The sequence below is a fragment of the Microcoleus sp. PH2017_28_MFU_U_A genome (genome assembly GCF_020738035.1).
GTDB lineage: Bacteria > Cyanobacteriota > Cyanobacteriia > Cyanobacteriales > Microcoleaceae > Microcoleus.
This window is the reverse complement of record NZ_JAEQCX010000073.1, coordinates 1-24,316: the sequence shown is the minus strand read 5'-3', so window position 1 is coordinate 24,316 and position 24,316 is coordinate 1. Positions and strand designations below refer to the sequence as shown.

Here is a 24,316-nt window from a genome sequence, read left to right as displayed (position 1 = left end):
ATGTAGTTGCGCTTCAGCGCTCTTGTTAATTCTCGAAAATAGCGCCCAAGCGCAACAACGTACCTTTGCATAAGATTAGGGTTAATTCTTAGGTATGTAGTTGCGCTTCAGCGCTCTTGTTAATTCTCGAAAAGAGCGCCCAAGCGCAACAACGTACCTTTGCATAACATTGGGGTTAATTCTTAGGTATGTAGTTGCGCTTCAGCGCTCTTGTTAATTCTCGAAAAGAGCGCTAAAGCGCAACAACGTACCTTTTTTGTCAAATTGGAGCCGATGCAATAATCTTTTTCTCCTTAAATTGCTGGTGAACTTCCAATTCATGTCCCTCAAGTTCCTGGTGTTTCTCATCCTGCACCTGTTTGTCAATTTTGGGCAACTTTAAAATCGCCCCAGCCAAAACCCAGTAATACACACACACTGGATCTACATCCAGCGGATAGTATTGAGGATAGATGCTAATAAATCCCACAAACACCCAAAAACTAGCTCCGTAACTCCGCAAACTTTTGTCCTTGACAGAACGGTAAGCTCTAAAAGTTAGAAAAGCCAAGTGTAAAAGCATGATTTGAACAGCAATCATTCCCGGATAACCGAGTTCGTACATCAACTTAGGTTGGAAAGTTTCAATTAGCTGTGTAGCACCAAAGATCCGCGTTGAATTAGTCGCTCGTCCCACACCTCTACCAAGAGGTCTGTCAATGATAAAATTGTTGCTCTGCTCGAACTGATTAAAAATAAACTGTTGGGGCGGTGCAGCGTTCCAGCGGTTAACAAAACTATCCCACCGCTGTTCGATTATTCCTGGGTTAATTGCTGCACCGACAAAGAGCAGAATTGCCAGTCCTGCACCGATGGGAATAAATCGTTTTAAGTTAACTAATTGACCTGTAAGAATTAGCAGGATGGCTGTGGCAACTGGAACCATAACTAACGCAGCTCTTTGACCCGAAATAACTGCATTTGCAAATACTAAGGCCATGCCAAATAAACTGATAACTCTCCACCAGAATGAAGGATCGCAAAAGGCAGAGGCAAAGGTTAAAAAAGCATTAGAAATTAGAAACCACGCCCACTGCCAAGGTGCGACAAATGTTCCCGGCAAGCGGATAAACTTGACTTCTGGACTGAATACCAAAGAACCGCCGACAAAACATCTAGCTTGCAGAGTTGCTTTATATAATTCTTCTCCAATCATGCCTCGGGTACCCGCACATTTTCCGCTTTGCAGCAAGAGGTACTGAATCAAACCGAGAATGCAGCAAACGATCGCCAAAACTACGTGCATTCTACCAAAAAACACCAAATCCTTCTTAGTGCGGAGCAGATAATAGGTACAAGCAATCAGCGGTATGTAACCTATCAATACTTTTAAGCCGAGAATTCCTTGTAGAATTGGTTTGTCGCCCTTCATCGGGTTGAGCTGCATCTCCCCGTTGACAAAAATTAAAGTCAGCATTGCCATCATCAACAGGATGCTGAAGGTAGAAAGCATTTGTTTGGGAATGAACAGAGGCAACTGTTTCTTTTTGCAGCTTTGAATGAGGGCGATGAGGGCTGGTATGTAGAAGGCGTCTTTGGCTACTTGAAATGCAGCATTCCCGCCACCAATTGCGTAGGTAACTGTACCGCTTAAAGGCAGGTAAATAAAAAAAGCCCAGAAAGCTGGACGGGGGTATTTGTAGGAAAGTAGCAAAATGGCTATGGCGGCGCCTCCGGCAATAGCAATCTTAGCGCGAACCACGAACAACAGGATGATGCTGACAGCAACACTGATTAAGCAGCTTATGACGATCGTCTGCGCTAATTCATTGCGCTTTTGTGAAGTTTTGCGTTTTTGTGCCGCTATTTCTTTTTTGCTGGATGTTGTTGTTTTTTCGCTGGGCTTTTGTTTGGACTTCTTAGATTTGCGCTTGGTTTTAAACATAACTTCTAAAAGGCACTTATGTAGAAGGCAGAAGGCACTCACAGGTAGAAGGCAAAATGTATATCAGAAAAAATATTGCGGTAGATGTGGTTACTTATTCTTAACGTCCAAAACGCCGAAAAATTGGGGTCAAGATGCTGGGTGCGAGGCGGGCAAAACTTACACTCGCAACCTTGTAGAATATAACTGCTGCATCTATAATGTACAAATCTCGAAAGCATAATTTTAATCGATCGCTCAAATCGATCGCAGAAACTGGATATGAAGTTAAACAAATTGGTATCGATCGGCATTGCCCTAGTTTTAGGAGCAAGCGCGAGCATATTATCTAGCAGCAGTAGAGCATTCGGGGCCGAAAAAGTTGTCCTGACATTTGGCCCGATCCGCCAAGCCGTCAATATCAGCGACTTAGAAGACTTTGCTAAAGATGGCACGACGACGCCAACCCTCAAACAAATTATCGGGTTCTCCAAAATGGATCCAAAAACATTGCAGGGGTTGATCGGTTTACAAATCGGTTTAAAGCCAGCTAATCTCGCCCGGATAGTTTACAGCACCCCAGGCGAAAAAATTACTGATGAAATTGGTCAAGCAATTCGGACTCAGCGCCGCACAGAAGGTGGCAAAGCCATGCGGGCTGCGCTGATTCTGGCAGCCGGCGACGATGGTAAGGTGTCGCTGTTGGAAATCTTGAAAAAGTATCCTCTCCCGGAGGTTTACGTAGATGTTGCCAGCATTGCTGCGACTGTTGGGAAAATTCAGGGTTTGGCTGGAAATATGGGCACCCTACTGCAAGATTCCAAGGGCGAGACAAAGGGCACAACTCAGACAAAATAGCACTGAAAGTTCGATCGCACAGGTTTGTAGTGAGGACTAAAGTCCTCAGACTTTTTTGGCGGACTAAAGTCCGAACGATCAAACTAAGGAATGAAAATTAAATAATACCATTTATCTAAAATTGTGCAACACTCTTCGACCCCCCCTAGCCCCCCCGCTGTTATTGTTCTTGTGGGATGGGCGTCCCGCCCGTCCCGAAAAGACGGGCGGGACGCCCATCCCACAAACTTGTGTAAGTTATTAAATTTTCGTTCCTAAGAAGCGCGGACTAAACTCCGAACGATCAAACTAAGGAATGAAAATTAAATAACTTACAGTTTTTATTGTTCTTGTGGGATGGGCGTCCCGCCCGTCCCGAAAAGACGGGCGGGACGCCCATCCCACAAATTTGTGTAAGTTATTAAATTTTCGTTCCTAAGAAGCGCGGACTAAACTCCGAACGATCAAACTAAGAAGCGCGGACTAAAGTCCTTACTACAAACCAAAAAACGCGGACTAAAGTCCTTACTACAAACCAAGAAGCAATTAATTTTTCTTGAGCAACTTCTTGAGCAACTTGGGAACCTCCGAAGGCCGAGCAGCTACGGGTATTTCCGCCTCTTCAAAGGCAGCCATTTTGTTCTCTACCGTAACACCAAAGGCTTTCTGGGCAGCAGCCCGAGAACTGATCAGGATGCCGGCATGGCCCAAGGACGGGCCCTTGGGAACGTAGCGGCCTGCCAAATAAGCAACCACAGGTTTGTCGATCGCCGAAGCGATGTAAGAAGCAGCAGCTTGTTCGCTCCAACCGCCAACTTCCCCAATTAAAACCATCGCCTCCGTACTGTCATCTTCGTCCAAAAGTTGCAGCCACTGCATAAAAGAAGAACCCACAATCGCGTCGCAGCCAATACAAACCGCCATCGACTGTCCCAAACCTGCCTCAGTCAGTTCGAGAGCAACTTCGTAAGTCAAAGTGCTGCTGCGGCTGATTACCCCGATCGAACCCGGAGTGTAGAATTCCTTGGGGTGAGTTCCCAGCAGCAGTTTGTCAGGGACAATAATCCCCGGACTGTTGGGCCCGATCACTAAAGTTTCTGTGGCCTCTGCCTTTCTGACTAAGCGCACCATATCCAGAGGAGGCACTCCCTCAGTGACGATCGCGATTTGCCTAATTCCGGCGGCGATCGCTTCTAGAGCCGCATCCAGCACCCAGTAAGCCTCTACCAAAATTACCGTAGTGTCAACATGACCCACTGCCGCCACAGCTTCTTCTACCAAATCAAAAATAGGAATTCCCTCCAACTCCTGCCCTCCCCTACCGGGACTGACACCGGCGACTACATTAGTGCCGTATGCCTTCATCATCAGGGCGGCGCGCGTTGAGGCGGGAGATTCTGTAATGCCCTGTACTAGGACTTTGCTTTCAGGAGTTAAATTCATTTTTTCCTAGTTAAAACTCGATCTTTCAAAAGCAGAAGGCTTTCATATGTTGTCCAGAGTTCTCGTTTTGCCGATCGACTGTCGCTACTTGGCAGATGATACAGCTTGAGCCGCAGCTTCATCTAAAGTGCTAGCTAGCTGCACGGGCAACTGTCCGAAACGCTTTTTAACAGCATCAGCATCGAGCTCTACCAGGCGCAGCACAACTTGAATGTGCCGGTTGGCGCGAGCTTTTCGTTCCAAATAGCCCGCTATGGCGGTGATGATTTCCTCACTCTTGGAAGCACTGTCCAAAATATTTACAAGTATCACCTTAACGCTTTTATCCTGAGCGACCAACTCCAGACCCAACTCGGTGCGATCGCGCAGGGCATTTACTGCATCGTAACGATCTAAAGAACCCAGGTTGACAAAATTAGCCGGTTTTCCTCGTTGGTGAGCTACAGCATCCAGAGTTGCCATTGTCAGGCCCACTCCGTTGCACAAAATCCCGACATTCCCGTCTAGTTCCACTAATTCCAGAGATGCGGAATTCGAGATTGGGGATTGAGGTTTGGAGTCAAACTGATCCGGCGACTGCTGCGACTTTGAGTTGGAATTCCGGCGATCGCCCCCATAGGCATTTCTGCTGTCCCCTCCCAACCCGCTGAAGAGCTTTTTACCCGAGAGTGCTGCCAAGTCTGGATGCCGCCCCAAGGCATCGTCGTTGGCGCTGACTTTACCGTCTAAAGCCATTAACTCTCCTGTTGGACTGATGCCGAGAGGATTGATTTCTACTAAATCTAAATCCTTTTGGACAAACAGCCGATACATTTTCTCGACAATAGTGCTGACAGATTGAATCAAATCTCCCTGCAATCCCATTTTCAGCATCAGACGCCTCGCGTAGAAAGGCGAAAATTCCTGATCTACGGCAACTTGCTGCATTTGGTCGATCGACCCTTCGACATCCATACCTCCTTGTCTGGAGCCCAGAAGTACCGGGCGGCGGGCGATCGGGTCTAGGAGTACGGCTAAGTACAATTCTTGGTCAGCGTTGTACTTTGCTTCTGCTAACAGGACTTGCGGATATTCATCCTCGATCGGCAAATTAAAAATTGTTTGAGCCGCAGCAACTGCGTCGATCGTATTTTCCACAAATTTAATGCCACCCGCCCGGCCTCGTCCCCCAGCCCGCACTTGCGACTTCAGGACAACTGGGTAAGGAATTTTCAGCCCTTTGAGATCGGCGGGTTTGTCAATCCGCTGCGACGGCAAAATCGGAATTGCCATCTGACGAAATAAAGATTTGGCTTGGTACTCTAACAAATCCATTTTTAATAACGGGTGACGGGTATTTGGCAACAAGCAATTCGTCGTTTTTGGCAATTCATTATTAATAGATAATAATTGGCTTTATGTCAAGTTAAAAATTAAAAGTTATGGTTTTTATCTCTTTTGATTCTCAACTTTGTATATTGCCGATTACTTATGTAGTATTCCTGGCATATCACTTGTTACCAGAAAGATTCGCGGACGTTGTTGGGAAGAAGGCCCTATACGTCTGGGTGGTTTATAAGCTGTCAATTATACCTCATCTTTTTGAGAAAGGCTATATCACTTATTACGCTATTTTGTACTTTTTGTTTTGCGATCGACAATTGCAAGATTTGACTAGCTTGGGCGGGACAGAGTAGGGAGATGGTTAGTAGTTGTTTTTTCTTCGGAGTTTTGGCAATACTGTTTCCAGATATTTCTGGGAGCTAATTATCAATTGATTACAAGTAAATTAATCTAATCAAGCATCAAATACGACTTGCTTTTAAGCTTGTCATGTGTATTTTATCCCTTTTCCTCAATAACTAATAACTCCTTCCCAATAACTAATGACTCCTTCCCAATAAATAATGACTAATGACTTCTTCCTTCTGTCAACTGTCAACTGTCAACTGTCAACTTTCAACTGTCAACTTAGCAGTGCCTTGATGAACAGTTTTAACCCATTTCAGCCGCTTGGGACGCACCGAAATCCGAGCCGTCACAATCCCTACCAGCAGCCAGTGCAACATATACACAGTACCCCGCAGCGTTTGCAGCAAGGTGACAAAAACTCTTTTAATGTCAAATTTAGTCTCTTTGCGAGTGCGCCGCAAACCGACAAACATTCCCACCACGGACAAAGTAAGAGTCATCACAGTTATCGGACTGGCGATCGGCATCCGGCGCAGCGCAATTGACATCAAAAAGTCAGGCAGCGCTACTGTCGGCAAGAAATATTGAGATACCCAAAATCCAAATAAATCCCAAGTTTTCCCAGTTCCCATCCGGTTCCGCAAAATTAGCTGCCAGTAGTCAAGATAACGCTGATAGCCACCTTCTGCCCACCGATTGCGCTGGTGCCACAGGGCGCGAGCGTTGGTAACTCCTTCTTCTGACACGGCTGGGAAAGCCAGAAATTCAATGTCCCACTGGTCTAGGTGGAGCCTCACGGTCAAATCCAGGTCGTCGGTAATGGTTTCCTCGTTCCAGCCGCCACAGCTTTCTAAGGCAGTGCGGCGCATGAATTGGCCGTTACCGCGCAATTCTCCAATGCCGCCGATCGCAATCCGTTGCTGCTGGAAAAAACTGTCGAGAGCCATTTCTGCTTCTTGGCCGCGAGTCCACACATTTACTGCTGCATTGGCGATCGCCTTTCTGACTTGCACCGCCCCTACCTTTTGTCTCTCGAACACCGGCAGCACCCGGCGCAGCAAATCCGGCGTTACCGTCGCGTCGGCGTCAAATATTCCCACAAATTCCCCGCGAGTCAGCGGCAAAACTTCATTCAGGGCTCCCGACTTGCCACCGCTGGCATTTGCTCCTCTGCTAAATACTTTGAGCTGCGGGTACTGTTTGGTTAGCTGTTCCAATACTAGCGCCGTGCCGTCGCTGCTGCGATCGTCGATCGCCCAAACTTCGTAGCGGTCGATCGGGTAATCTACATTGCAGATTGATTGCACGAATCGGGCAATCACCGCTTCCTCATTTTTCGCCGCCACCAGCAGCGAGACGTAGGGCCAATCTTCTCGATTTTCATCGGCCAGAGGCGGCAGTGCGGGCTTGGGCTGGGCAAACAACACTCGAAATGCTTGCATCCACAGCAGTCCCGTCAAACCCCACACTACCCACGCACCCCAAGAAATCAAGTGTAGGGCGATCGTGCCACCCCAAATCGCAGTCAGCAACGCGGCGGCTTTTCCCCGCCGTCCCCGGTACAGATTTTGAGGAAAAGAGGGAGATCCCGGCACAGACACCGCCACCGGGAGCTCTGATGAAGTTTCCGCGTCAAACACCCTGTCGCCAATGTCTGGGATGCCAAATATTTTGCCGAGCTTGGAGTTCGAGGTCAAACTCTTGAGCTCTTCTTGAGCTAGATCGGGGATGTCCAACTTAAGCTCGCTGCGAGTGTCGTTTTCCGGCCAAGAACTCTCCTGCATAAGTTACTTGATTCAACCACCAATAGTTTTTGATTTTAGAGATAAGTATCCACTGTACCAGTTTCTGGGCTTTTGTCGAAAGCTGACCAAGAATTGATTGATGGTACCCGCCACGTGATTTATCCGTGGAATCAATCCCAAATCGAAAATCGAAAATCCTCTTTTCCCCCGAATTTATCCGTGGGGTGGCCTCTAAAATCTAAAATCTAAAATCTAAAATCGATTGACCGGAGCTCGTTTGTGCGCGATCGCCCAAGAGTACGGCACTGCTAAACTGGAATTGCATAGAGTATTGGGGATGATTCATCCAAAAACGGATACCAGCCAGCGACTTAAGTCATTCGCCACGCCAAATTTTAGACTCCTGTTCAAACTCGCCACTTCAGCAGATTCATCTGTTCTTGTAAATCTAAAATCTAAAATCTAAAATCCCCAAATCCAAAATAGACTGAGTTTTGCTTGCGATCGACCAGGAATATCTGCTAGTTTTTGCAGATGATCTCAACCCACTGTCAGGATGCGGAAATATGTCTCTTCCTCAACTGAAACCAGCCGACGACAAAGAAGTGAAAGTCTACGCGCCTTTCTATCAAGAGCCCAGGCGCAAGTTCTTGCCCCACGCTATTGGCCTCTACAAGCTCAAAAGCTTGGAGGGGGCAAGAAAAATTGACGGCGGCGAAGATATACCCTTTGTCGCTAGTTGGAATATCTCGTCGCTGCCGATGGATTTGACCCGCTGTCGGGTGTTGTTTGACGGTAATGCTGAACTCAGCTACGAAGTGACTATGCAAAGTTCTGAGTTTGTCAGTTGTTTAATTGAGGTACTCCTAACTTTTCAGCGGACTCGTACCGTCGATTTTTCTAAAACGTTTTACCGCAAGCTGATGCGTATGGATGACTAATTTTCACCGCACCCGCGCTCCCAAAAGTTTGTAATTGATTGCGGCCCTAAAATGCGCGCTAATAATGTAATGCCATCGGGACGGCGAGATTATATTATTGGTGCGCTATTTCTATTTTGAGGAGTTACGCGCTTGCGACAAGAGTGAAACTCGGTTTCTACGAGATTTTGTGTTTAGGATCGCGAATTAAATAACTTACAATTTTAATTGTTATGGTGGGATGGGCGTCCCGCCCATCCCACTTTCAAGAGTGGAAGTTATTTAATTTTCATTCCTTAGTAACGAGAAATCTACGAATAAACCGAGTTTCTCGCCTCCCATGCGCAAGCCTTGTATTTCAGAAGGCGCAATACTATAGCCCAATACTGTTCACTTAAGACAGATCCCCCTAACCCCCCTTCCCAAGGGGAGTAGGGGGTGGGACAAGAAAGCTCTTAAAGTCCCCCTTCTTAAGGGGGATTTAGGGGGATATCCGGGGCATAAAAAGTGTTAAGTGAACCGTATTGTACTATAGCCTTGCTCAACAACAGCGATCGACGCTTGAATTTTTCGTAATTGGTAACTTAGGAATGAGAATTAAATAACTTACAATTTTTATTATTCTTGTGGAATGGGCGTCCCGCCCGTCCTTTCTGAACGGGCGGGACGCCCATTCCACAAATATGTGTAAATTATTTAATTTGCGCTCCTTAGTCCTGGACGTAGGTGTTGGCAGAAACCGGGCTTTTTTACGAAAATACTAGCCCAAAAAACTCACATTTTGTGAAAAACCCAGTTTCTTGAGGTTTGTTTGTAAGCCATGTAATTAAGGATCCCGTGTACCTTACGGAAATTGAGAATCGCTATAACTGAGTTATTGCATCATTAGACAAGAGTGCAAAAATTGCTTTCCTATATTGAAAGGCCTCTGCGTCTATTATATACGTTGCATCTGCCTTGATCGATAGGTTTATTTATCACTCAAATATTTATTATAAAATTATTATTTTTAAATGCTGTTGACAAATAGTTCTTAACAACCGAAAATCGAAAAAACATGAAAATAAAGATGTAAAAAAAGCTAACAAAAGGGTGGCGAACAAATGAATAAAAGTTCCCCTCAAAAAAACGCTCTGCACAAAAGTGACAAAATCGAGTATAATCATATTGCGAAATTGACTCGCAGTGCGAAAATACTGTTGAATAAACTAAATTTATTTAAATAGACAGGTGCAAATTGAGGAGAGAAGGCGTACCCAAATTGACTAAATATTTGCTGATCGGTTCGACAAAAGCTTACAGCGGCAAGTCCGCGATCGCCCTGGGGATGGCGCTGGCACTCCGGGAACAAGGAATGGCAATCGCCTACGGCAAACCGCTGGGAACCTGTTTCAGCTCGGAGGGAGCTGGAGTGGCGGAGGAAGATGTGCGGTTCGCGGTAGAGACGCTTAAACTCTCAGAAAGTCAGATGCCGTCAACACTGCTGTATTTGGACGAAGAGACGGTTCACAAGCGTTTGCGCCAAGAAGACAAGACAGATTACCGCCAGTCTCTGGCGCAATATTTGCAAAATCCCAGCGGAGACTTGGTGCTGTTAGAAGGCCCTGCTAATTTGGAGGAAGGCAGTCTGTTTGACTTGTCTTTGTCTCAAATCGCTGATGCCATTGATGCCTCTGTGCTGCTGGTAGTGCGCCCGATCGATCTTTATATAGACGATTTGCTGTCAGCGAAGCGGCGCTTGGGCTCGCGCTTGATAGGCGTCGTGCTCAACGATGTTCCCTCCGACAAACTTGAATCCGTAACTGCGACTGTGCGCCCTTTTCTGGAAGCTAGCGGTATTCCAGTTTTGGGAATGCTGCCGAGAAGCGCTTTGCTGCGGAGTGTCAGCGTCAAAGAATTAGTCCACCAATTGAAAGCTGATGTTCTCTGCCGTCGAGACCGCTTGGATTTGATGGTGGAAACCTTGACAATTGGTGCGATGAATGTTAGCTCAGCTATGAAGTATTTCCGCAAAGCCAGAAATATGGCGGTAGTCACCGGGGGCGATCGCACGGACATTCAGCTCGCGGCTCTGGAAAGCTCGACTCAGTGCTTAATTCTCACAGGCCACTTGCCTCCTTCTCCCTTGGTAATCGGCAGAGCAGAAGAAATGGAAATTCCAGTTTTATCTGTTGATTTGGATACCTTAACCACGGTGGAAATTATCGACAGCACCTTTGGCAGCGTGCGCCTGCACGAACGCATCAAGGTGGAATGCGTTACTCAGCTAATGGCAGAACACTTTGACCTTAAGGCCATGATGGCATCATTGGGTTTGGGCGATCGAGTTCATTAACAAGGCCACCGGATCTGAAGGTATTCGGCAGCGGGAACTGAGCGAACAACATATTCGGCAGAGGCAAGAAGGCAGAGAGGATTTTTGGTTTAAAAAATAAAAACTCAAAATTCTTAAATCCTCAATTTTTATTGAATCGTACCTTCTGCTCTGGCTGCCGAATGCTTTTAGACATTCTGCCTTCTGGGTTCCTCAAATCTCCCGCTCCTCTAGTCAGATACCGTTAATCAGCAATTCTTAACTTCTTTTTGGTGGCAATTGCTAGTTAGTCTGCTAGAATCCACAACGTAGTTTTATTTAATTTAATAAATTCTTTGAGTCAATCAATTGAGCTACCCAGAGTTGATGATTTTTTACAAGAACTTGCGGCGATCCAGCAAACAAGCTCCAAGCGGGTTGCTCTTTTGGGTTCTCGCCACGTTCCTATTACCCACCAGCAGCTAATTGAGATGCTGAGCTACGCCTTAGTTCTGGGAGGCAACCAGCTCATCACATCGGGGGCTACAGGCACCAATTCAGCCGCAATTCGGGGGGCAATGCGAGCAGATCCTAATCTGCTGACGGTGATTTTGCCGCAAAGCATGAGCCGCCAGCCTCGGGAGTCCCGCGAGCAGCTCGAACAAGTCATACATTTGGTAGAAAATCCCAAAAATGACAGCTTGTCTCTCCCGGAAGCCAGCGCCATGTGCAATCAGGAGATTATTTCTCGCTGTCAGCAACTGATCTGTTTTGCTTTTCACGAAAGCCACACTTTGCTGAAAACTTGCCAGGATGCGGAGGAACAGCGCAAAGTGGTTACTCTGTTCTATTTTGATTGAAATGCGAGGCGGATGATGTTGTTGGGATTGCCTGTGTCGGTTATTTTGCTTGATTCTGTTGCTGCTGCTGCTGCGCTGGTTTACGCACCGTTTTTGGTGGTTGCCCTTGCTCGGTTGCAGCTAGGCTATGACCAAGCAGCACCTCGCGCTATGTTTGATAGGTTGCCCGGTTACGCTCAGCGGGCAACTTGGGCTCACCAAAATTCGTTTGAGACGTTTATGCTGTTTTCAGCGGCGGCTTTGATGGCTTTTGTGACAGGAATAGATTCGGAGGCGGCGGGCTGGGCTGGAATCGCTTTTCCTGTAGCCCGATTGTTGTTTTCGGTTTTCTATATTCTGAATGTGCCTCTGGGGCGATCGCTCATGTTTGCGATTAGTTCTACTTGCACTTTCTCTTTATTCTATTTCAGTTTGATGGCTGTTAATGGGTAATTGTCAGTTGTCAGTTGTTAGTTGTTAGTTGTTAGTTGTTAGTTGTTAGTTGTCATTAGTTGAGAGACGCTTAATTAATGACTAATTACCAACTACGAACTACTAACTACCAACCACCCATTCCCCATTCCCCATTCCCCATTCCCCATTCCCCAATGCCCTGCGCGGGCCAATGACCTGCGCGGGCCAATTACCAATTTACCAATTACTAATTTATGGCTGCTAATTATTCATTTGATATTGTCAGCGAGTTCGACAGGCAAGAATTAGTTAACGCCGTTGACCAAACAGTGCGGGAAATTCAAAGCCGCTACGACTTGAAAGATACCAAAACCACCGTGGAATTGGGCGCAGAATCGATTACTGTCAATACGGACAGCGAATTTACTCTCGATGCCATTCACACTGTTTTGCAAACAAAAGCCGCTAAGCGGAATTTATCTCTGAAAATTTTTGATTACGGCAAAATTGAAGCTGCTAGTGGTACTAGAGTACGCCAAGAAATCAAACTCAAAAAAGGGATTGATCAGGAAATTGCCAAAAAAATCACTAAATTAATTCGAGATGAATTTAAAAAAATTCAAGGCTCGATTCAAGGTGATGCAGTCCGCGTTTCTGCCAAGGATAAGGATGATTTGCAGTTGGTAATTCAACGCTTGAAGCAAGAAGATTATCCGATGGCTTTGCAGTTTACCAATTACAGGTAGGTTTGTGAAAGCTAGGTATTGGATGCCCGGTTGTGCGATCGCATTTTTGAGTGCGATAGAACTTGCGTTGCGCTTGCTGGGATTCGGAAATCCTGCTTTGCTGCAAGCTGATGCTGAGGCTGGGTATATATTTGCACCAAATCAACTTGTATATCGTTTTGGCAATAGACTTCAGTACAATCAATTTTCTCAACGGTCTGAACAAATCGATTCAGCCAAGCCTGAAGGTACTATCAGAATTTTGATGACAGGAGACTCGGTTCTCAATGGCAATAATAGCACGGATCAGGCAGAAACTATTACAGAATTGTTGGCAGCGCGTTTGTTGGGCATCAAAAAGCAGGTTCAGGTGCTAAATGCTTCTGCGGGATCTTGGGGAATTGGCAATCAATTGGGATATATTCGCAAGTTTGGCACTTTTGAAAGCGATGCTGTGATTTTGCAAATTGGTACTCACGATTTGCTACAACCTTCAAGTACCAGCGCGGGACTCAAAAATAACCCCCTGATGCCGAATCGCCAACCGTTATTGGCAATTCAAGAAGTGTTTGACAGATACGTTATGCCCCGATTTTCCAGTGTTTTTGTGCCGAATTCCCCTGTGGGGGGTGTGCCAGTGCCGGAAACGCAACGGTTTAGGGAAAATATGCAGCGATTTGAGCAAATAGTGGCTTTGGTGCGAGAGTCGAATATTCCGTTGTTTGTGTTGTATACTTGCGATCGCTCCGATTTACTGCCGGTACCGAATCAGCCGAGGTTTAAATCCCAGTTTGTCGATCGGCTAAAAGCTTTGAAAATTCCACTCATAGACACTCACGCAGCCTGGTCAAAATTGCCGAAAACCACGGTAGAAAGTTATTTTCGGGATGGCGTACACCCCACAGCCCCAGCTTATGAATCAATCGCAGATTTATTGTTTCAGCAGTTGTGTACTGAGAAAAAATTAGCTGCTTGCTCATTAACCAATACCAATTCTGAAAAATAGTGCTACAGCAATCCTAAATGATTCACAAAATTTGTAGGGGTAGTGCCAAGAAAGCCTACCCCATATCTATCGGGCGATCGGGCGTGGGATTGCCCTTACAAGACTATGGAAGAGTGTTGCATCATTTTTTTAAATTAGTATTAATCTCAGCCGTTTCCGTACAAATGCTCGCTTTTAACTGATATTTAGCAATATTTTGCATAATTGATATAAGCTGTAGCTGGCGCTACAGCTTGAGAGTGTAAATCCTAATTAAATATCTAAACCGATGACTGTTAACTCGGGAGGATGTTCGACCACAAACTGGTAATATAACTCTTGCTTGGCTTGCGGTGGCAGAGAAATTATCCATTCCAAGAGTCCCATTTCACCTGCTACTATCTTCGGATTAGTCTGAGTCAACCGCACTTTTATTTGCTCCTTTCGAGTGACTGGAAGTTGCTCTTTTAGTGTCAACTTAGCAGGCACTTGGTGCAAGTTGGTCAAAATTAACCGATAGGCGTAAGTCGTGCGCCGCTGATTGCCGATCAGTTTTTTATCGACTTGTCTTTCCACTAATTCTCGCTCTATTTTTAAGCCTTCATCTATTCCTAAATTAAGCTTAAATTCTTCGCCAGGGGAAACATTTTCTAACTGCACATTACCGACAAAAGTATTGTCGCGAAAGATATTGGCTTTACCGGGCAGCAGAGTTGCACCTGTCGTCGGATTGGTGACAATTGCTTGCAAATAAGCGAAACTGACTAAATGAGGAATGGCGATGTATTCAGGTTTAGAGGGATAATTATCGCTGAAAATAGTGACTTTGTGCGGTGTGCCGTCGCTGGGAATATTGGTATTTCCTCCGACTTGAAATGAAACGGTGCTGCCTTCTTTAGATACTCTTGCTGTCGCCGTTTGAGCTGCTATAGGTTCTGGTGCGGGAGCAGCACTTCGCATAGCCATCATTGCAAATTGTGGCTCGTTTTCCATCTCTAATTCTATACAATAATCTGTTCCCATTTCTGCATCCTCAGTCTGTACGCGTCGTGCTTTCATAAATTCTGCGGTTGGAGCAGGTTTTGGGCGAACAATATCGATAAACCAGGGTTGGAGTTTTGGTGGCAAAGTTCCCATTCCGGGTTTGGCTGTGGATAAAGTCAGCGCTACTCCCGTCCAATCTTCGCCTGTGTTTTGGTTGACTTCGGCTAGGTAATTGAGATTGATTTGGTTGTTGGTGGTATTGACTCGCAAGTCGTACAGGGGAGTCCAACGGGCTCGCGTTACTACATAGGAAACTTCTAGTTCAAAATTGCCGCTGCCGCTGGGTTCGATCGCCACAATGATGTTAAAACTTTGCTGGGAATAGGGAGTTTGTACTTGTCGCAACTGCTGGCGCAATGCTTCTATTTGCTTGTCTAAGTCTCGCTGCTGTCTTTCGTGTTGGGCGATCGCACTTATGTACTTTTTATAATTACTGCCTAAAAAATTGAGCAATTCGCCGGCTTCGTTCAAACCGATCTGCTGCTTGGAAATGCTGCTAGCAAAGGAACTGACGCTTTTTTCGCTCAAATTTTCAACAAAGTTGAGTTGAATTTTTCGGGAGGCGATTTGGTCTTTTATGGCGCGTTTTTGGGTTTCTAACTCTTGGATTTGTGCGGTTAATTCGGCGATGCGATCGCCCGTAGGTTCGCTGTGAAAGAGAGTTTCGGTGTGCACTCCCAGCAATCGCACGGCGACTGTACCTGCACCGGTAGCCCTGACTGACTCGGTTTCGAGGGTTGTGGGGAGAGAGGCTACAGTTAATTCGCACTCGTTTCCCGTCAGGGCTACTGTGCCACGGCGGGTTATCAAAGCGCGATCGGTGTACACAGTAACTTCTGAAATTTGCGATTCTACTATTTTGATATTATCGCGATCGAGCAAATTTGAATCAGTCATTGCTACTAATGCCTTTACGAAACTCTTTTAATGGTTCCAATGGCGGCGCCAACAAAATGTAGCGCTTCCATAAAGATAAGTCTAACTCAGGCAGCAATTCGCTGCTAGCAATTCCCTCATCAGTAGAAACGCCCCAATAAATAGAAATATGTAACGAAAAGTAAACTTAACTAAAACCCTTTTCCGTTCTCCCTTCGGCCATCTGCCTTGTTTCCACGATAAATTTTCCTGTCTACTTACCTATAGCCTTTCTCAAAAAGGTGAGGTATGACTGACAGGTTATATAACGACTGAAACGTATAGGGCTCTCTTCCCAACAACGTACCTCATATTTTTGAGAATCGCTATATACCAATAGCAGTCCCGCTATATTTTTGGTAAGAACCAGATTAAAGTGAGAGCCTCGCTTTCTTGCTCTACAAACCTTACTTTGGCTTCTCTACAAAAGTTAAAATAGAATTTTCTTTCGCTCTGTTTATTGGCATTGGTTCGCGATTCAGACGAATCTCAATAAGAGTAGTTGTAAAAGGACAGAAAAATTTAACTTTTGCATTTAGAAGATGATCTAAGTTCAATTCTGCATCCCATCTTCCATCTGACTGTTGTGGCTCGCCCTCTAGAGTAATTTTTCCACTTCCACAACCGTAATACGCCACAAGGCTAGTTCCAGATGAAACAATCAACTTCATACATAATTCAGAAAGGCTTTCCGGCTTCAGTTTACTTAAATTGACATGAAAACATCGCAAACTTTTGTCCTTAGTGTAGGTATGAACATCTAAATATGACTTGTCATCTAACCAAAATTCTTTGCCCTCTTTATCCTTCATCAAAAACTGAACATTCCAATCTGTAACTGGATCGAGACGCTCATCTACAACACGAATAATAAACTGTTGCCATTCTTCCCATTGCTCTCCTTTTGTATTTTTCATGCTCTCCATATGAGCTTGAGCCTTAGCTGTCCAGCTACCAAAACTGTCTTTATCAGAAACATCTAAAGCTTGTAGAACCAACTCAATAAAGTCTGGATTTTTTCTAGGATTATGCACAATTGTATTGTGATTGTGACCATCAATTAGCACCAGTGGAATATCAATCTGGTGTTCTGGATGTTCGTCTGGTTTGCCTCGTTCTTCTACAGGCTTGTCTTTATTTTGAGATGGATCTTGCGTCAAATCAAGAATTAATTTGCGGCTGTTAAGAGCGCAACCTGCCCATCTCACAGTACCATCAGATCCAGCAGTATTAGCTAATCCCCTCAATCCGTCATATCCCTGATTGCCACAGAAAATAAACACATAAGGCGTCTTGTTATCTTCGCCATAGTAGGGCTCATTTTTGGGTTTATTTTGGGCAGAGCCAATTAAGTCAAGATGAGCAAGATCCCAAGTGAAACGACTACCTAATTCAAGATTATCCAAAATCAGATTTCCAGCTTCGAGAAAATCAGGCCCAAGTATTTTATGTCCGGTTATAACCGAACCCAACCAACTTCTTCCTTTATGGGCTAAAGGAGAGCCAAAAGTTGCTGGTGCTAATCCAATCAAGTGTTTGAGGCGACTCCGACGATTGACATTAGCAGCATAGGCGTAAGTAGTTAACCAAGCGCGAATAACTAGCATTCCAGTTGAATGAACAATGGCATCAAATTCATCATCTTCAATATAGGAGCGAAGCACTCGGTCAAATGCTTCAGCAATATCTTTGATGGTTATCTCATTAGTAAGAGATTTATAGCTAGCTGTATGGAGGACTATAATCTCTCTGTTTTTGTAGTGAGTTTCAAGAATTTTTTCCCACTCACTAAAAGCCGTTGAATTAGCTGAGTAACCGTGTATGAGAACTATGGGGCGCGGCATAACTTAAGTCCTTAATTTGAACGTAGTTTCGACGATTATATATTAGTAGGTGAGCAACTAAGCCTTTTGGGTTAATTGTTTAATCATTCATTGTCTTTTGTACTTTTTTACAAGTTACTATTCAGAGATTTCCTAAATCAATTTGTGATTTTTTCCATAAAGAAGCTTTTTTTTTGATTGATGTACCAAATAAACAAAGCCTGAATATCTCAATCCCTTTGTTTCCAAGCATCTACAACTGTTGTAGCGATCGCACCGAGCGATCGCCCAGTCGCATTTTCGAGTGACACTCATTTGAGTGACACTCATTTGAGTGGCACTCCTAGAATTTCAGTGCTGCAAACGGGATTCTGTGAGTTGAGAGTGAGAAATGCGATCGGCTTTGTTGCAAGTAAATGGCTGGTACTACGGGTTTATTATTGTGGTGCGACTTCTGGCGGAGGGCTGCATCTGGTTTTTAAAGAGGGCGAACCGTGACCGGATATAAGTTATTAGTTATAATCTCATATTGACGGAGGTCGTGCGGGGAGCATCTCTGTTTTGCAAGAAGCATTTTTATCTTCCGTGCTGTCCCCGCTCGCGTGTAGAAGCACGCGGGGACAGCGCTGTAAATGCAAAACTGAGATGCTCCCGAACCATGACTGTCCTGTGGATTTTAAAATGCTAGCAGTAACTCAATTTTAGCTCAGCGGCTCGATACCAGCCAAATCCAATATTTGCGGAATCAAATCTTCTCGCTTGACGGCCATCATGTGCACTCCTTGACACAATTGCCGCGCTAGTTTGACTTGTTCGGCTGCAATTCTTATGCCTTCCTGCAAGGGTTGTGGGGAGTTTGCCAAACGGTCGATCGTCTCTTGCGGTATGTGAACTCCCGGTACGTATTTTTTTATAAATTCAGCATTTTTAGCTGATTTAAACAAAAAGATTCCTGCTAAAATTGGTTTGTTGCAGCCAGCAGCAATTTGCTGCATAAACTTATCTAAAACGTCAAAATCTGTAATTAATTGGCTCTGAAAAAACTGGGCTCCAGCTTCGACTTTTTTCTCAAATCGGCTTTGTAAACCCGACCAACTGGGGCATTGCGGATCGACAGCGGCACCGACAAATAAATCGGTAACTCCGTCTGTTAAAGCTTTGTCATTCCAGTCAAGGCCGCCGTTCATTTTTTGAATGACTTGTAGCAGCCGCACTGATTCTAAATCGAATACACTTTTGGCCTTTGGATGGTCGCCTGCTTTGACTGGATCGCCGGTGAGTGCCAAGATATTATGGATGCCTAAGGCGTGCGCTCCCATGAGATCGGCTTGCAGGCCTATTTGATTGCGATCGCGACAAGCAACTTGACAAATCGGCTCAATTCCCCGCTGCAATAGAATTGCGGAAACGGCTAGGGGACACATTCGCAGAACTGCGCGGCTTCCGTCTGTGATGTTAATGGCGTGCACTCTGTTTTTCAGAAGTTCAGCCATTGCCAAGGTGTGCGCCATATCGCCACCTTTGGGCGGGGCAACTTCGGCGGTAATTATGAATTCTCCGGGAGTTGTACAGGCTGTGCGAAAACGGTTCATAGTTAGTTGACAGTTGACAGTTGACAGTTGACAGTTGGCAGTTGACAGTTGTTAGTTGTTATTTGTTAGTTGTTATTTGTTATTTGTTATTTGTTATTTGTTGTTTTTGAAGTTTTGCAATAACCAATAACCAGTAACCAATAACTAATAACCAATAACCAATAACCAATAACTAATAACTACTGACTAATTAGGTAGAGAATAACCAAAAGCAGTTTTAACCTTATTCAAAGTTTGGTTGGCAATAGTTTCTGCTTGTTCTCTTCCTTGACGGAGTACAGATTCTAAATATCCCGGTTCGTCCATTATTTCTTTGTATTTATCCTGAATAGGTTTGAGGGCATTAATTGTCGTCTCTGTCAACAATGGTTTGAAATCTCCCCAACCCATATTTTCACATTCCGCTGCTACTTCTTCCTTCGATTTGCCGGAAAGCAGGAGATAAAGTGTTAGCAAATTTCTCGCTTCCGGGCGATCGGGATCGTCGAAAGTTAAGCCCCGCACGGCATCGGTTTTGCAGCGCTTGATTTTTTTGCTAATTGTATCTGGCGAATCCAACAAATTAATTCTACTTTGTTCTGAAGGGTCAGATTTTGACATTTTACGCGTACCATCTGTCAAACTCATTACCCTCGCGCCCTCAGTCCGAATTAACGGTTCGGGCAGTTTCAAAATGGGTTTTTCTGGTGTACCGAATTGGTGGTTTAATCTGATGACAATATCGCGGGTGAGTTCCAAATGCTGTTTTTGGTCTTCTCCCACAGGCACTTTGTCGGCATCGTAAAGCAAGATATCTGCTGCCATCAATACGGGATAATTCAACAAGCCGGCGTTAACATTTTCTCCTTGTTTAACTGCTTTTTCTTTAAACTGAATCATATCTTCGAGCCAGTTAATCGGCGTAATGCAGTTGAGCAGCCATGCTAGTTCTGCGTGAGCCGAGACGTGGGATTGGATGAAAATAGTACAATATTCTAAATCGATGCCGCAAGCTAAATAGAGAGCGGCGAGTGTGTAACTGTCGGAGGCTAGGGTTGCTGGATTGTGCGGTGCCGTAATTGCGTGCAAATCGACTACGCACAAGTAATTTTCGTACTGGCTTTGACCTTCTACCCAGTTGCGAATGGCACCGAGATAGTTACCGAGGTGAAGATTGCCTGTTGGCTGAACTCCTGAAAGAACGCGCTGTTTGCCCATGAGGAAAGAATAGAATTGAAGTCACATTCTCTATATTGACACGTTATTTGGATCTCAGATGCTTTTTGTTCAAATTCACTCGGCGGTTGAAACCGCGTCTACAAAAACAAAGTCCGCGCAACGCGAGACTGAAGAATTAACGGGGTATTTAAGGTGGATTGTTTTTATAAATAGGTTTAAATTCCTGTCTTAAAAAGTTCGCTGTCTACTATCAACTGTCAGGGCGGGCACGGGGGCACCGCCCCTACCAACTATCAACTGTTTTTCGGTTTAGTGAGGCACCAAGTGATGCTGGCGGCGACAAGGGCGATCGCGCAACTCAACAAAAACGAGAATGCAAAGGGATGCAGGTGCATGACAACTGGGATGTGATGGTTTTGGACTGTCTTAAAGAGTTCGTCTGTGCCGCTGGATGCTGCGATGCCTCCGGCTGCTAAACCGACGCCGATCGCCTGTACTGTGCTTTGTAGGCGATCGTCCCGATATTTCTCTTTGTCCTCGCTGTTGCGGAGTGCGAGTTGGTTGGTGCGATCGCTCCTGGCTTGTTCTATTTCTACTATGCCGCGAATTGAGGCGATCGCCTGGTCGATTAAGTTTGTCCCGTGGCGGAAATATCCTAAGTCGCCTGCTATTTGCGATCGCATATAAGGAGCCGTTTTTCTACTGAAGTTATTTAATATTGATAGTTCTTCCTTATCGGTTCCTAGTATATCACATATTTTCTGCAAAATGTCAGTGTAATTGTTAAGATTTAGGGCAATTGTATTGTCATAATCTTCGAGTTTCCGCAGCAGGCGAGTATAAGTTACAGCTTTGCTGAAGAGTTGCTTTAGCTGTTCCTGAAATTCTTGCAATTGGGCGGCAGTTAAGAGGGTTCCTCTGGAAAATTGAGCCTGCAATATCTCCACATTTTTCTCAATAATGCCGTATTCGCGATCGAGTTCGTCGTAAATCAGGCGGCTGTCTTGAAAAACTTTGATGATTTTGTTGCGGTAAAATAGTAGGTCAAATATTTCTTCCTGGCAAGTGTTAAAATTTTCGTCGGTTTGTTTGTCAACAAGCAGCCAGACAAGCAAATGGCGGTAATTCGCAATATCGACAATTGAACCGTATTCAAAAATCGGACTACCGAACAATTTCCCGGAACGGTAGAATGGAGGTAGTGAATTGCCTTGAAATAAAGCATTGCGGCAATTATCAGCAAGGGGTTTGAGGGCATCTAAATTATCTGAGGAGTGTTCAGGAAGCCATGCAGTGATTAGGAGAGTTTGACCTAAAAAGTTGTCATCGCCATCGATAAGTAAGGCTTGATTTAGGTTAAATTTCTGGATTAGATCGACATCTACATTATCAGCCGTGCCATCTTCCGGGCAACCGATATTTAAGCAAAAAGCATAGCTATCTTTTTGAATTTGTAGCGGTTGCACAAAACCTTCTATGGGTGGATAGCTGTTGAATCCTAGCGAGACATTGGGAAGTAAATCGTTGCGGTTGCTGTGGGAATTTTGGGGAAAAACTAGATTGGGTGTTACCCTTTCATCGGTGAAGTTGGCGAGGATATTGTCGCAGTGTTTCCAGAGAGGATTATTGCTGCCCTTACTGTTTCTTTGCAGTTGGAAAGCGTATAAATAAACATTGGGGGCAGAAATTATATCACTCATGTTATTGGCGCGGTGGCTAGGATTTGGGAAGGCGTTTTTTGAGATTTTCCGGTAATTCTGGGTAGCGGTTTGATAGTCTTTCGTTTACTCCTTCTGTCTTGGTGGCTTCTGGTTTTAGTTTTCTAGCCGTTAAATTGATTTCATCTGTTATTTTAGGATAGTCTGCACACCAATTACCAATGGCATCGGCTACTTCCTTGTTGGATGAATCCGCCATCTGGGATATCGTGTTGCTGAGATTTGCTAAAGCGTCAACCGCCCCGCCTTGTTCAAATATTTCGGGTTTGGTTTCAAAGACTTTTAGGAAGCCTGCAATAAATTGTTCATCTGTCATTGCTAATTTCTCCTTTCATTATACTAAGGTCAAAGAAACCGGGTTTCTATGATAAATCTCAACGGGAACAAAAAATCTCGGAAGAAACCCGGTTTCTGATACCCACACTTATTGCCGAAAAGAAACCGGGTTTCTATGATAAATCTCAACGGGAACAAAAAATCTCGGAAGAAACCCGGTTTCTGATACCCACCCTTATTGTCCAACTGCACAGAAAGCGGCCCAGTATACGGGAGACTCATAAGGTTGATAATCCTGTTTGTAACCGCGTCTGTATTTGCCTTGAATTTTCTGTTTATGTTCGTGACTCAGCAACTGCGACACTTCCACCCATTCTAGCAAACTTTTAACAGTCAAACTCCGCAGCCACAACTGAGACTCCCGCAAAGCAATCGACACAGCGGGCCGACTTTCTGAACGAAATAACTCATAAAATTTTATCATTAAAATCGCCGTAGATACGTCATTGACAGCCCATAATGTGCTAATCACATTCGTGGTTCCGGCGTACAAAAAACCGCTAGTCAATCCGATATACTCATCTGTGCTATTCCTGGCATCGGTTAACCCAGTTTCGCAGGCAGAAAGGGCTACTAAACGACACTTACTTAACTGCAAATCAAAGATTTCTGTCAGTGTCAGGCATTCTGTGATGTCGAAGGTTTCGCCTCGGCGGGAACGAATATAACGGTTTTCATCGGAGGGAACCCCCCCCAGCCCCCCCTTGCTAAGGGGGGGAGTTTCATTACCTCCAGTTTCCTCACTTACCAAGGATAAATCTTCTCCTGTCTCCCCCCTTAGCAAGGGGGGATTAAGGGGGGTTACTTTTGCACCGGCTAGGATTAAAGATGATTTTTCGGGATTGAGAAAGTCGAAGAAGCCGTGACAGGAAAAGTGGGCGATATCGGCATTTTGCAAGCTGGCAATTTGTTGTTGCAATCCTGCTTTGCTGGCGTTTTGCCGACTCAATACTTCGGCGGGATTGAAGGATTTGGCAATGGCTTCGACTTCGATGTCGGTGAAGTCTAAGTCTTCTGTGGGGTTTTGGATGGCAAAAAATTTGCTGGGTGATGTGTCTTCGGCTGTCAGATTTACCCGCTGAGATAATTGCAAAAGTTGGCAACTGGGTGTGTATCTCACGCCACCGGGGAAAAGTTCGAGAAGACATCCAGTTTCTACGGTTTTGTCGGGTTTTTGTCGGCTGCTGGTGAGGGCGTGTAGGGGGAATAGGTGCAAGTATCGGAAGGGAACTAAGATTAATTTTTGGCAGTTTTCGGGGAGGCGAGAAATTATTTCGTCGATGTGCAGAATCTCGGCTAATTTTTCCAGGCGGCTGTCTAGTTGGTTTTTCCAGTTGTCGTATTTTTCCTCGTCTTCGATGTCGTTGAGATATTCCTGTTGTAACTCTTCTAATGCTTGCAAGTCTTGATAGGAAGATTGCCAGATATCCGGTTGAGGAGAGTCGCGGGTGATAATGAAAACTTTAAAGCTGTTATAGGTAATGTACCATTCTAAAATTGCTTCGTTTTCAGCTAACAGGCTGCGAATTTCTGCAAAACTAATCCGCTGTACTTGGCTGGGGAGGCTGCGGGCTTTGTGAAACAATTCTACGAGGTTTCTGGTTTTGCTGCGTTCGACGTATTCTAGGGCGGCAGTGGAGTTTTCCATTTGTAGGCAAACTTCTACCATGCGCTGATAAAGTATATTCCATTCTTCAGCCAATTTTTGTCTATCTGCTTCGCCACCGATAATGATTTCCCTCCGCATTGATTCGACTGTCTCGATGGCCGAGTTAAAGGTATTGTAAGCTTCTGGGAGTTGGGAATTATTCTGGTAGGCAACTCCGAGATTATATAAGGTTTCAGCATGATCGATCGGAAATGCGTCGGGGGTGTAAACTTCCAAGGATGCCAGTAAAGCAGCGATCGCCAATTCCAGATTCTCGGCTTTTTCCCCTCTGATTCTGTAGAGGTAA

21 protein-coding genes are annotated in these 24,316 nt (G+C 45.0%); 10 read left to right on the top strand and 11 right to left on the bottom strand.

Annotated elements, in window-relative coordinates; genetic code table 11:
* Positions 1 to 259: 259 nt before the first annotated feature.
* Positions 260 to 1,924, bottom strand: coding sequence for a hormogonium polysaccharide biosynthesis protein HpsL (gene hpsL, locus JGK14_RS18085; RefSeq protein ID WP_293218886.1), 1,665 nt, complete (start codon positions 1,922 to 1,924; stop codon positions 260 to 262).
* Between the two features lie 261 nt (positions 1,925 to 2,185).
* On the opposite strand from hpsL, the gene JGK14_RS18080 reads away from it, so the two are divergent.
* Entirely contained in the window at positions 2,186 to 2,761 is a 576-nt protein-coding gene (locus JGK14_RS18080) for an alpha/beta hydrolase (protein ID WP_293218884.1), read from the top strand.
* A gap of 525 nt (positions 2,762 to 3,286) precedes the next feature.
* Here JGK14_RS18080 and JGK14_RS18075 read toward each other — a convergent pair.
* Both JGK14_RS18075 and JGK14_RS18070 read right to left on the bottom strand, forming a co-directional pair.
* On the bottom strand, positions 3,287 to 4,183 hold the full coding sequence (locus JGK14_RS18075; RefSeq protein ID WP_293184334.1) for a succinate--CoA ligase subunit alpha: 897 nt from the start codon (positions 4,181 to 4,183) through the stop codon (positions 3,287 to 3,289).
* Between the two features lie 84 nt (positions 4,184 to 4,267).
* On the bottom strand, positions 4,268 to 5,497 hold the full coding sequence (locus JGK14_RS18070) for a succinate--CoA ligase subunit beta (RefSeq protein WP_293213257.1): 1,230 nt from the start codon (positions 5,495 to 5,497) through the stop codon (positions 4,268 to 4,270).
* 107 nt (positions 5,498 to 5,604) lie between these two features.
* On the opposite strand from JGK14_RS18070, the gene JGK14_RS18065 reads away from it, so the two are divergent.
* Positions 5,605 to 5,859 carry a hypothetical protein gene (locus JGK14_RS18065; RefSeq protein WP_293203137.1) on the top strand — a complete coding sequence of 85 codons (255 nt, stop codon included), beginning with the start codon at positions 5,605 to 5,607 and terminating at the stop codon, positions 5,857 to 5,859.
* Between the two features lie 255 nt (positions 5,860 to 6,114).
* Here JGK14_RS18065 and JGK14_RS18060 read toward each other — a convergent pair whose 3' ends face one another.
* Positions 6,115 to 7,638, bottom strand: a complete 1,524-nt coding sequence (locus JGK14_RS18060; RefSeq protein WP_325315338.1) for a glycosyltransferase — start codon at positions 7,636 to 7,638, stop codon at positions 6,115 to 6,117.
* Between the two features lie 223 nt (positions 7,639 to 7,861).
* Between JGK14_RS18060 and JGK14_RS18055 the strand changes: the two genes are divergently transcribed.
* The 7 genes from JGK14_RS18055 to JGK14_RS18025 all read left to right on the top strand — a co-directional run bounded on the left by JGK14_RS18055 (position 7,862) and on the right by JGK14_RS18025 (position 13,796).
* Positions 7,862 to 8,065, top strand: coding sequence for a hypothetical protein (locus tag JGK14_RS18055; protein ID WP_293184326.1), 204 nt, complete (start codon positions 7,862 to 7,864; stop codon positions 8,063 to 8,065).
* Positions 8,066 to 8,165: 100 nt separating this feature from the next.
* A complete protein-coding gene (ebsA, locus tag JGK14_RS18050) occupies positions 8,166 to 8,540 on the top strand; it encodes a type IV pilus biogenesis protein EbsA (RefSeq protein ID WP_293184323.1) in 375 nt (124 codons plus the stop codon).
* Between the two features lie 1,216 nt (positions 8,541 to 9,756).
* Positions 9,757 to 10,854 carry a phosphotransacetylase family protein gene (locus JGK14_RS18045; protein WP_293184320.1) on the top strand — a complete coding sequence of 366 codons (1,098 nt, stop codon included), beginning with the start codon at positions 9,757 to 9,759 and terminating at the stop codon, positions 10,852 to 10,854.
* Positions 10,855 to 11,168: 314 nt separating this feature from the next.
* Positions 11,169 to 11,672, top strand: coding sequence for a DNA recombination-mediator protein A (locus JGK14_RS18040; protein WP_293131869.1), 504 nt, complete (start codon positions 11,169 to 11,171; stop codon positions 11,670 to 11,672).
* Between the two features lie 15 nt (positions 11,673 to 11,687).
* Entirely contained in the window at positions 11,688 to 12,104 is a 417-nt protein-coding gene (locus tag JGK14_RS18035; RefSeq protein WP_293184317.1) for an MAPEG family protein, read from the top strand.
* Between the two features lie 215 nt (positions 12,105 to 12,319).
* Positions 12,320 to 12,811 (top strand): YajQ family cyclic di-GMP-binding protein, encoded by a 492-nt coding sequence (locus JGK14_RS18030; protein WP_293184314.1) that lies wholly within the window; start codon positions 12,320 to 12,322, stop codon positions 12,809 to 12,811.
* A 4-nt stretch (positions 12,812 to 12,815) separates the two neighbouring features.
* On the top strand, positions 12,816 to 13,796 hold the full coding sequence (locus JGK14_RS18025) for an SGNH/GDSL hydrolase family protein (RefSeq protein WP_325315337.1): 981 nt from the start codon (positions 12,816 to 12,818) through the stop codon (positions 13,794 to 13,796).
* A 252-nt stretch (positions 13,797 to 14,048) separates the two neighbouring features.
* Here the strand turns inward: JGK14_RS18025 and JGK14_RS18020 are convergent, their stop codons facing one another.
* Together JGK14_RS18020 and JGK14_RS18015 are read right to left on the bottom strand one after the other, a co-directional pair.
* Complete coding sequence (locus JGK14_RS18020) at positions 14,049 to 15,716, bottom strand: mucoidy inhibitor MuiA family protein (protein ID WP_325315336.1); 1,668 nt, start codon at positions 15,714 to 15,716, stop codon at positions 14,049 to 14,051.
* Positions 15,717 to 16,141: 425 nt separating this feature from the next.
* On the bottom strand, positions 16,142 to 17,578 hold the full coding sequence (locus JGK14_RS18015; protein ID WP_293184306.1) for an esterase/lipase family protein: 1,437 nt from the start codon (positions 17,576 to 17,578) through the stop codon (positions 16,142 to 16,144).
* A gap of 294 nt (positions 17,579 to 17,872) precedes the next feature.
* On the opposite strand from JGK14_RS18015, the gene JGK14_RS18010 reads away from it, so the two are divergent.
* Complete coding sequence (locus JGK14_RS18010) at positions 17,873 to 18,055, top strand: hypothetical protein (protein ID WP_293196139.1); 183 nt, start codon at positions 17,873 to 17,875, stop codon at positions 18,053 to 18,055.
* 203 nt (positions 18,056 to 18,258) lie between these two features.
* On the opposite strand, the gene JGK14_RS18005 is transcribed toward JGK14_RS18010, so the two are convergent.
* From JGK14_RS18005 to JGK14_RS17985, 5 genes are all read right to left on the bottom strand, one after another.
* A complete protein-coding gene (locus tag JGK14_RS18005; RefSeq protein ID WP_293184303.1) occupies positions 18,259 to 19,149 on the bottom strand; it encodes a methylenetetrahydrofolate reductase in 891 nt (296 codons plus the stop codon).
* A 186-nt stretch (positions 19,150 to 19,335) separates the two neighbouring features.
* A complete protein-coding gene (trpS, locus tag JGK14_RS18000) occupies positions 19,336 to 20,346 on the bottom strand; it encodes a tryptophan--tRNA ligase (RefSeq protein ID WP_325315335.1) in 1,011 nt (336 codons plus the stop codon).
* Between the two features lie 254 nt (positions 20,347 to 20,600).
* Positions 20,601 to 22,007: a hypothetical protein gene (locus JGK14_RS17995; protein WP_325315334.1), complete on the bottom strand. Its 1,407-nt coding sequence runs from the start codon at positions 22,005 to 22,007 to the stop codon at positions 20,601 to 20,603.
* A 16-nt stretch (positions 22,008 to 22,023) separates the two neighbouring features.
* On the bottom strand, positions 22,024 to 22,341 hold the full coding sequence (locus JGK14_RS17990; RefSeq protein WP_293184294.1) for a hypothetical protein: 318 nt from the start codon (positions 22,339 to 22,341) through the stop codon (positions 22,024 to 22,026).
* A 195-nt stretch (positions 22,342 to 22,536) separates the two neighbouring features.
* Positions 22,537 to 24,316: CHAT domain-containing protein (locus JGK14_RS17985; RefSeq protein ID WP_325315333.1), on the bottom strand; the 1,780-nt coding region annotated here is incomplete at its 5' end.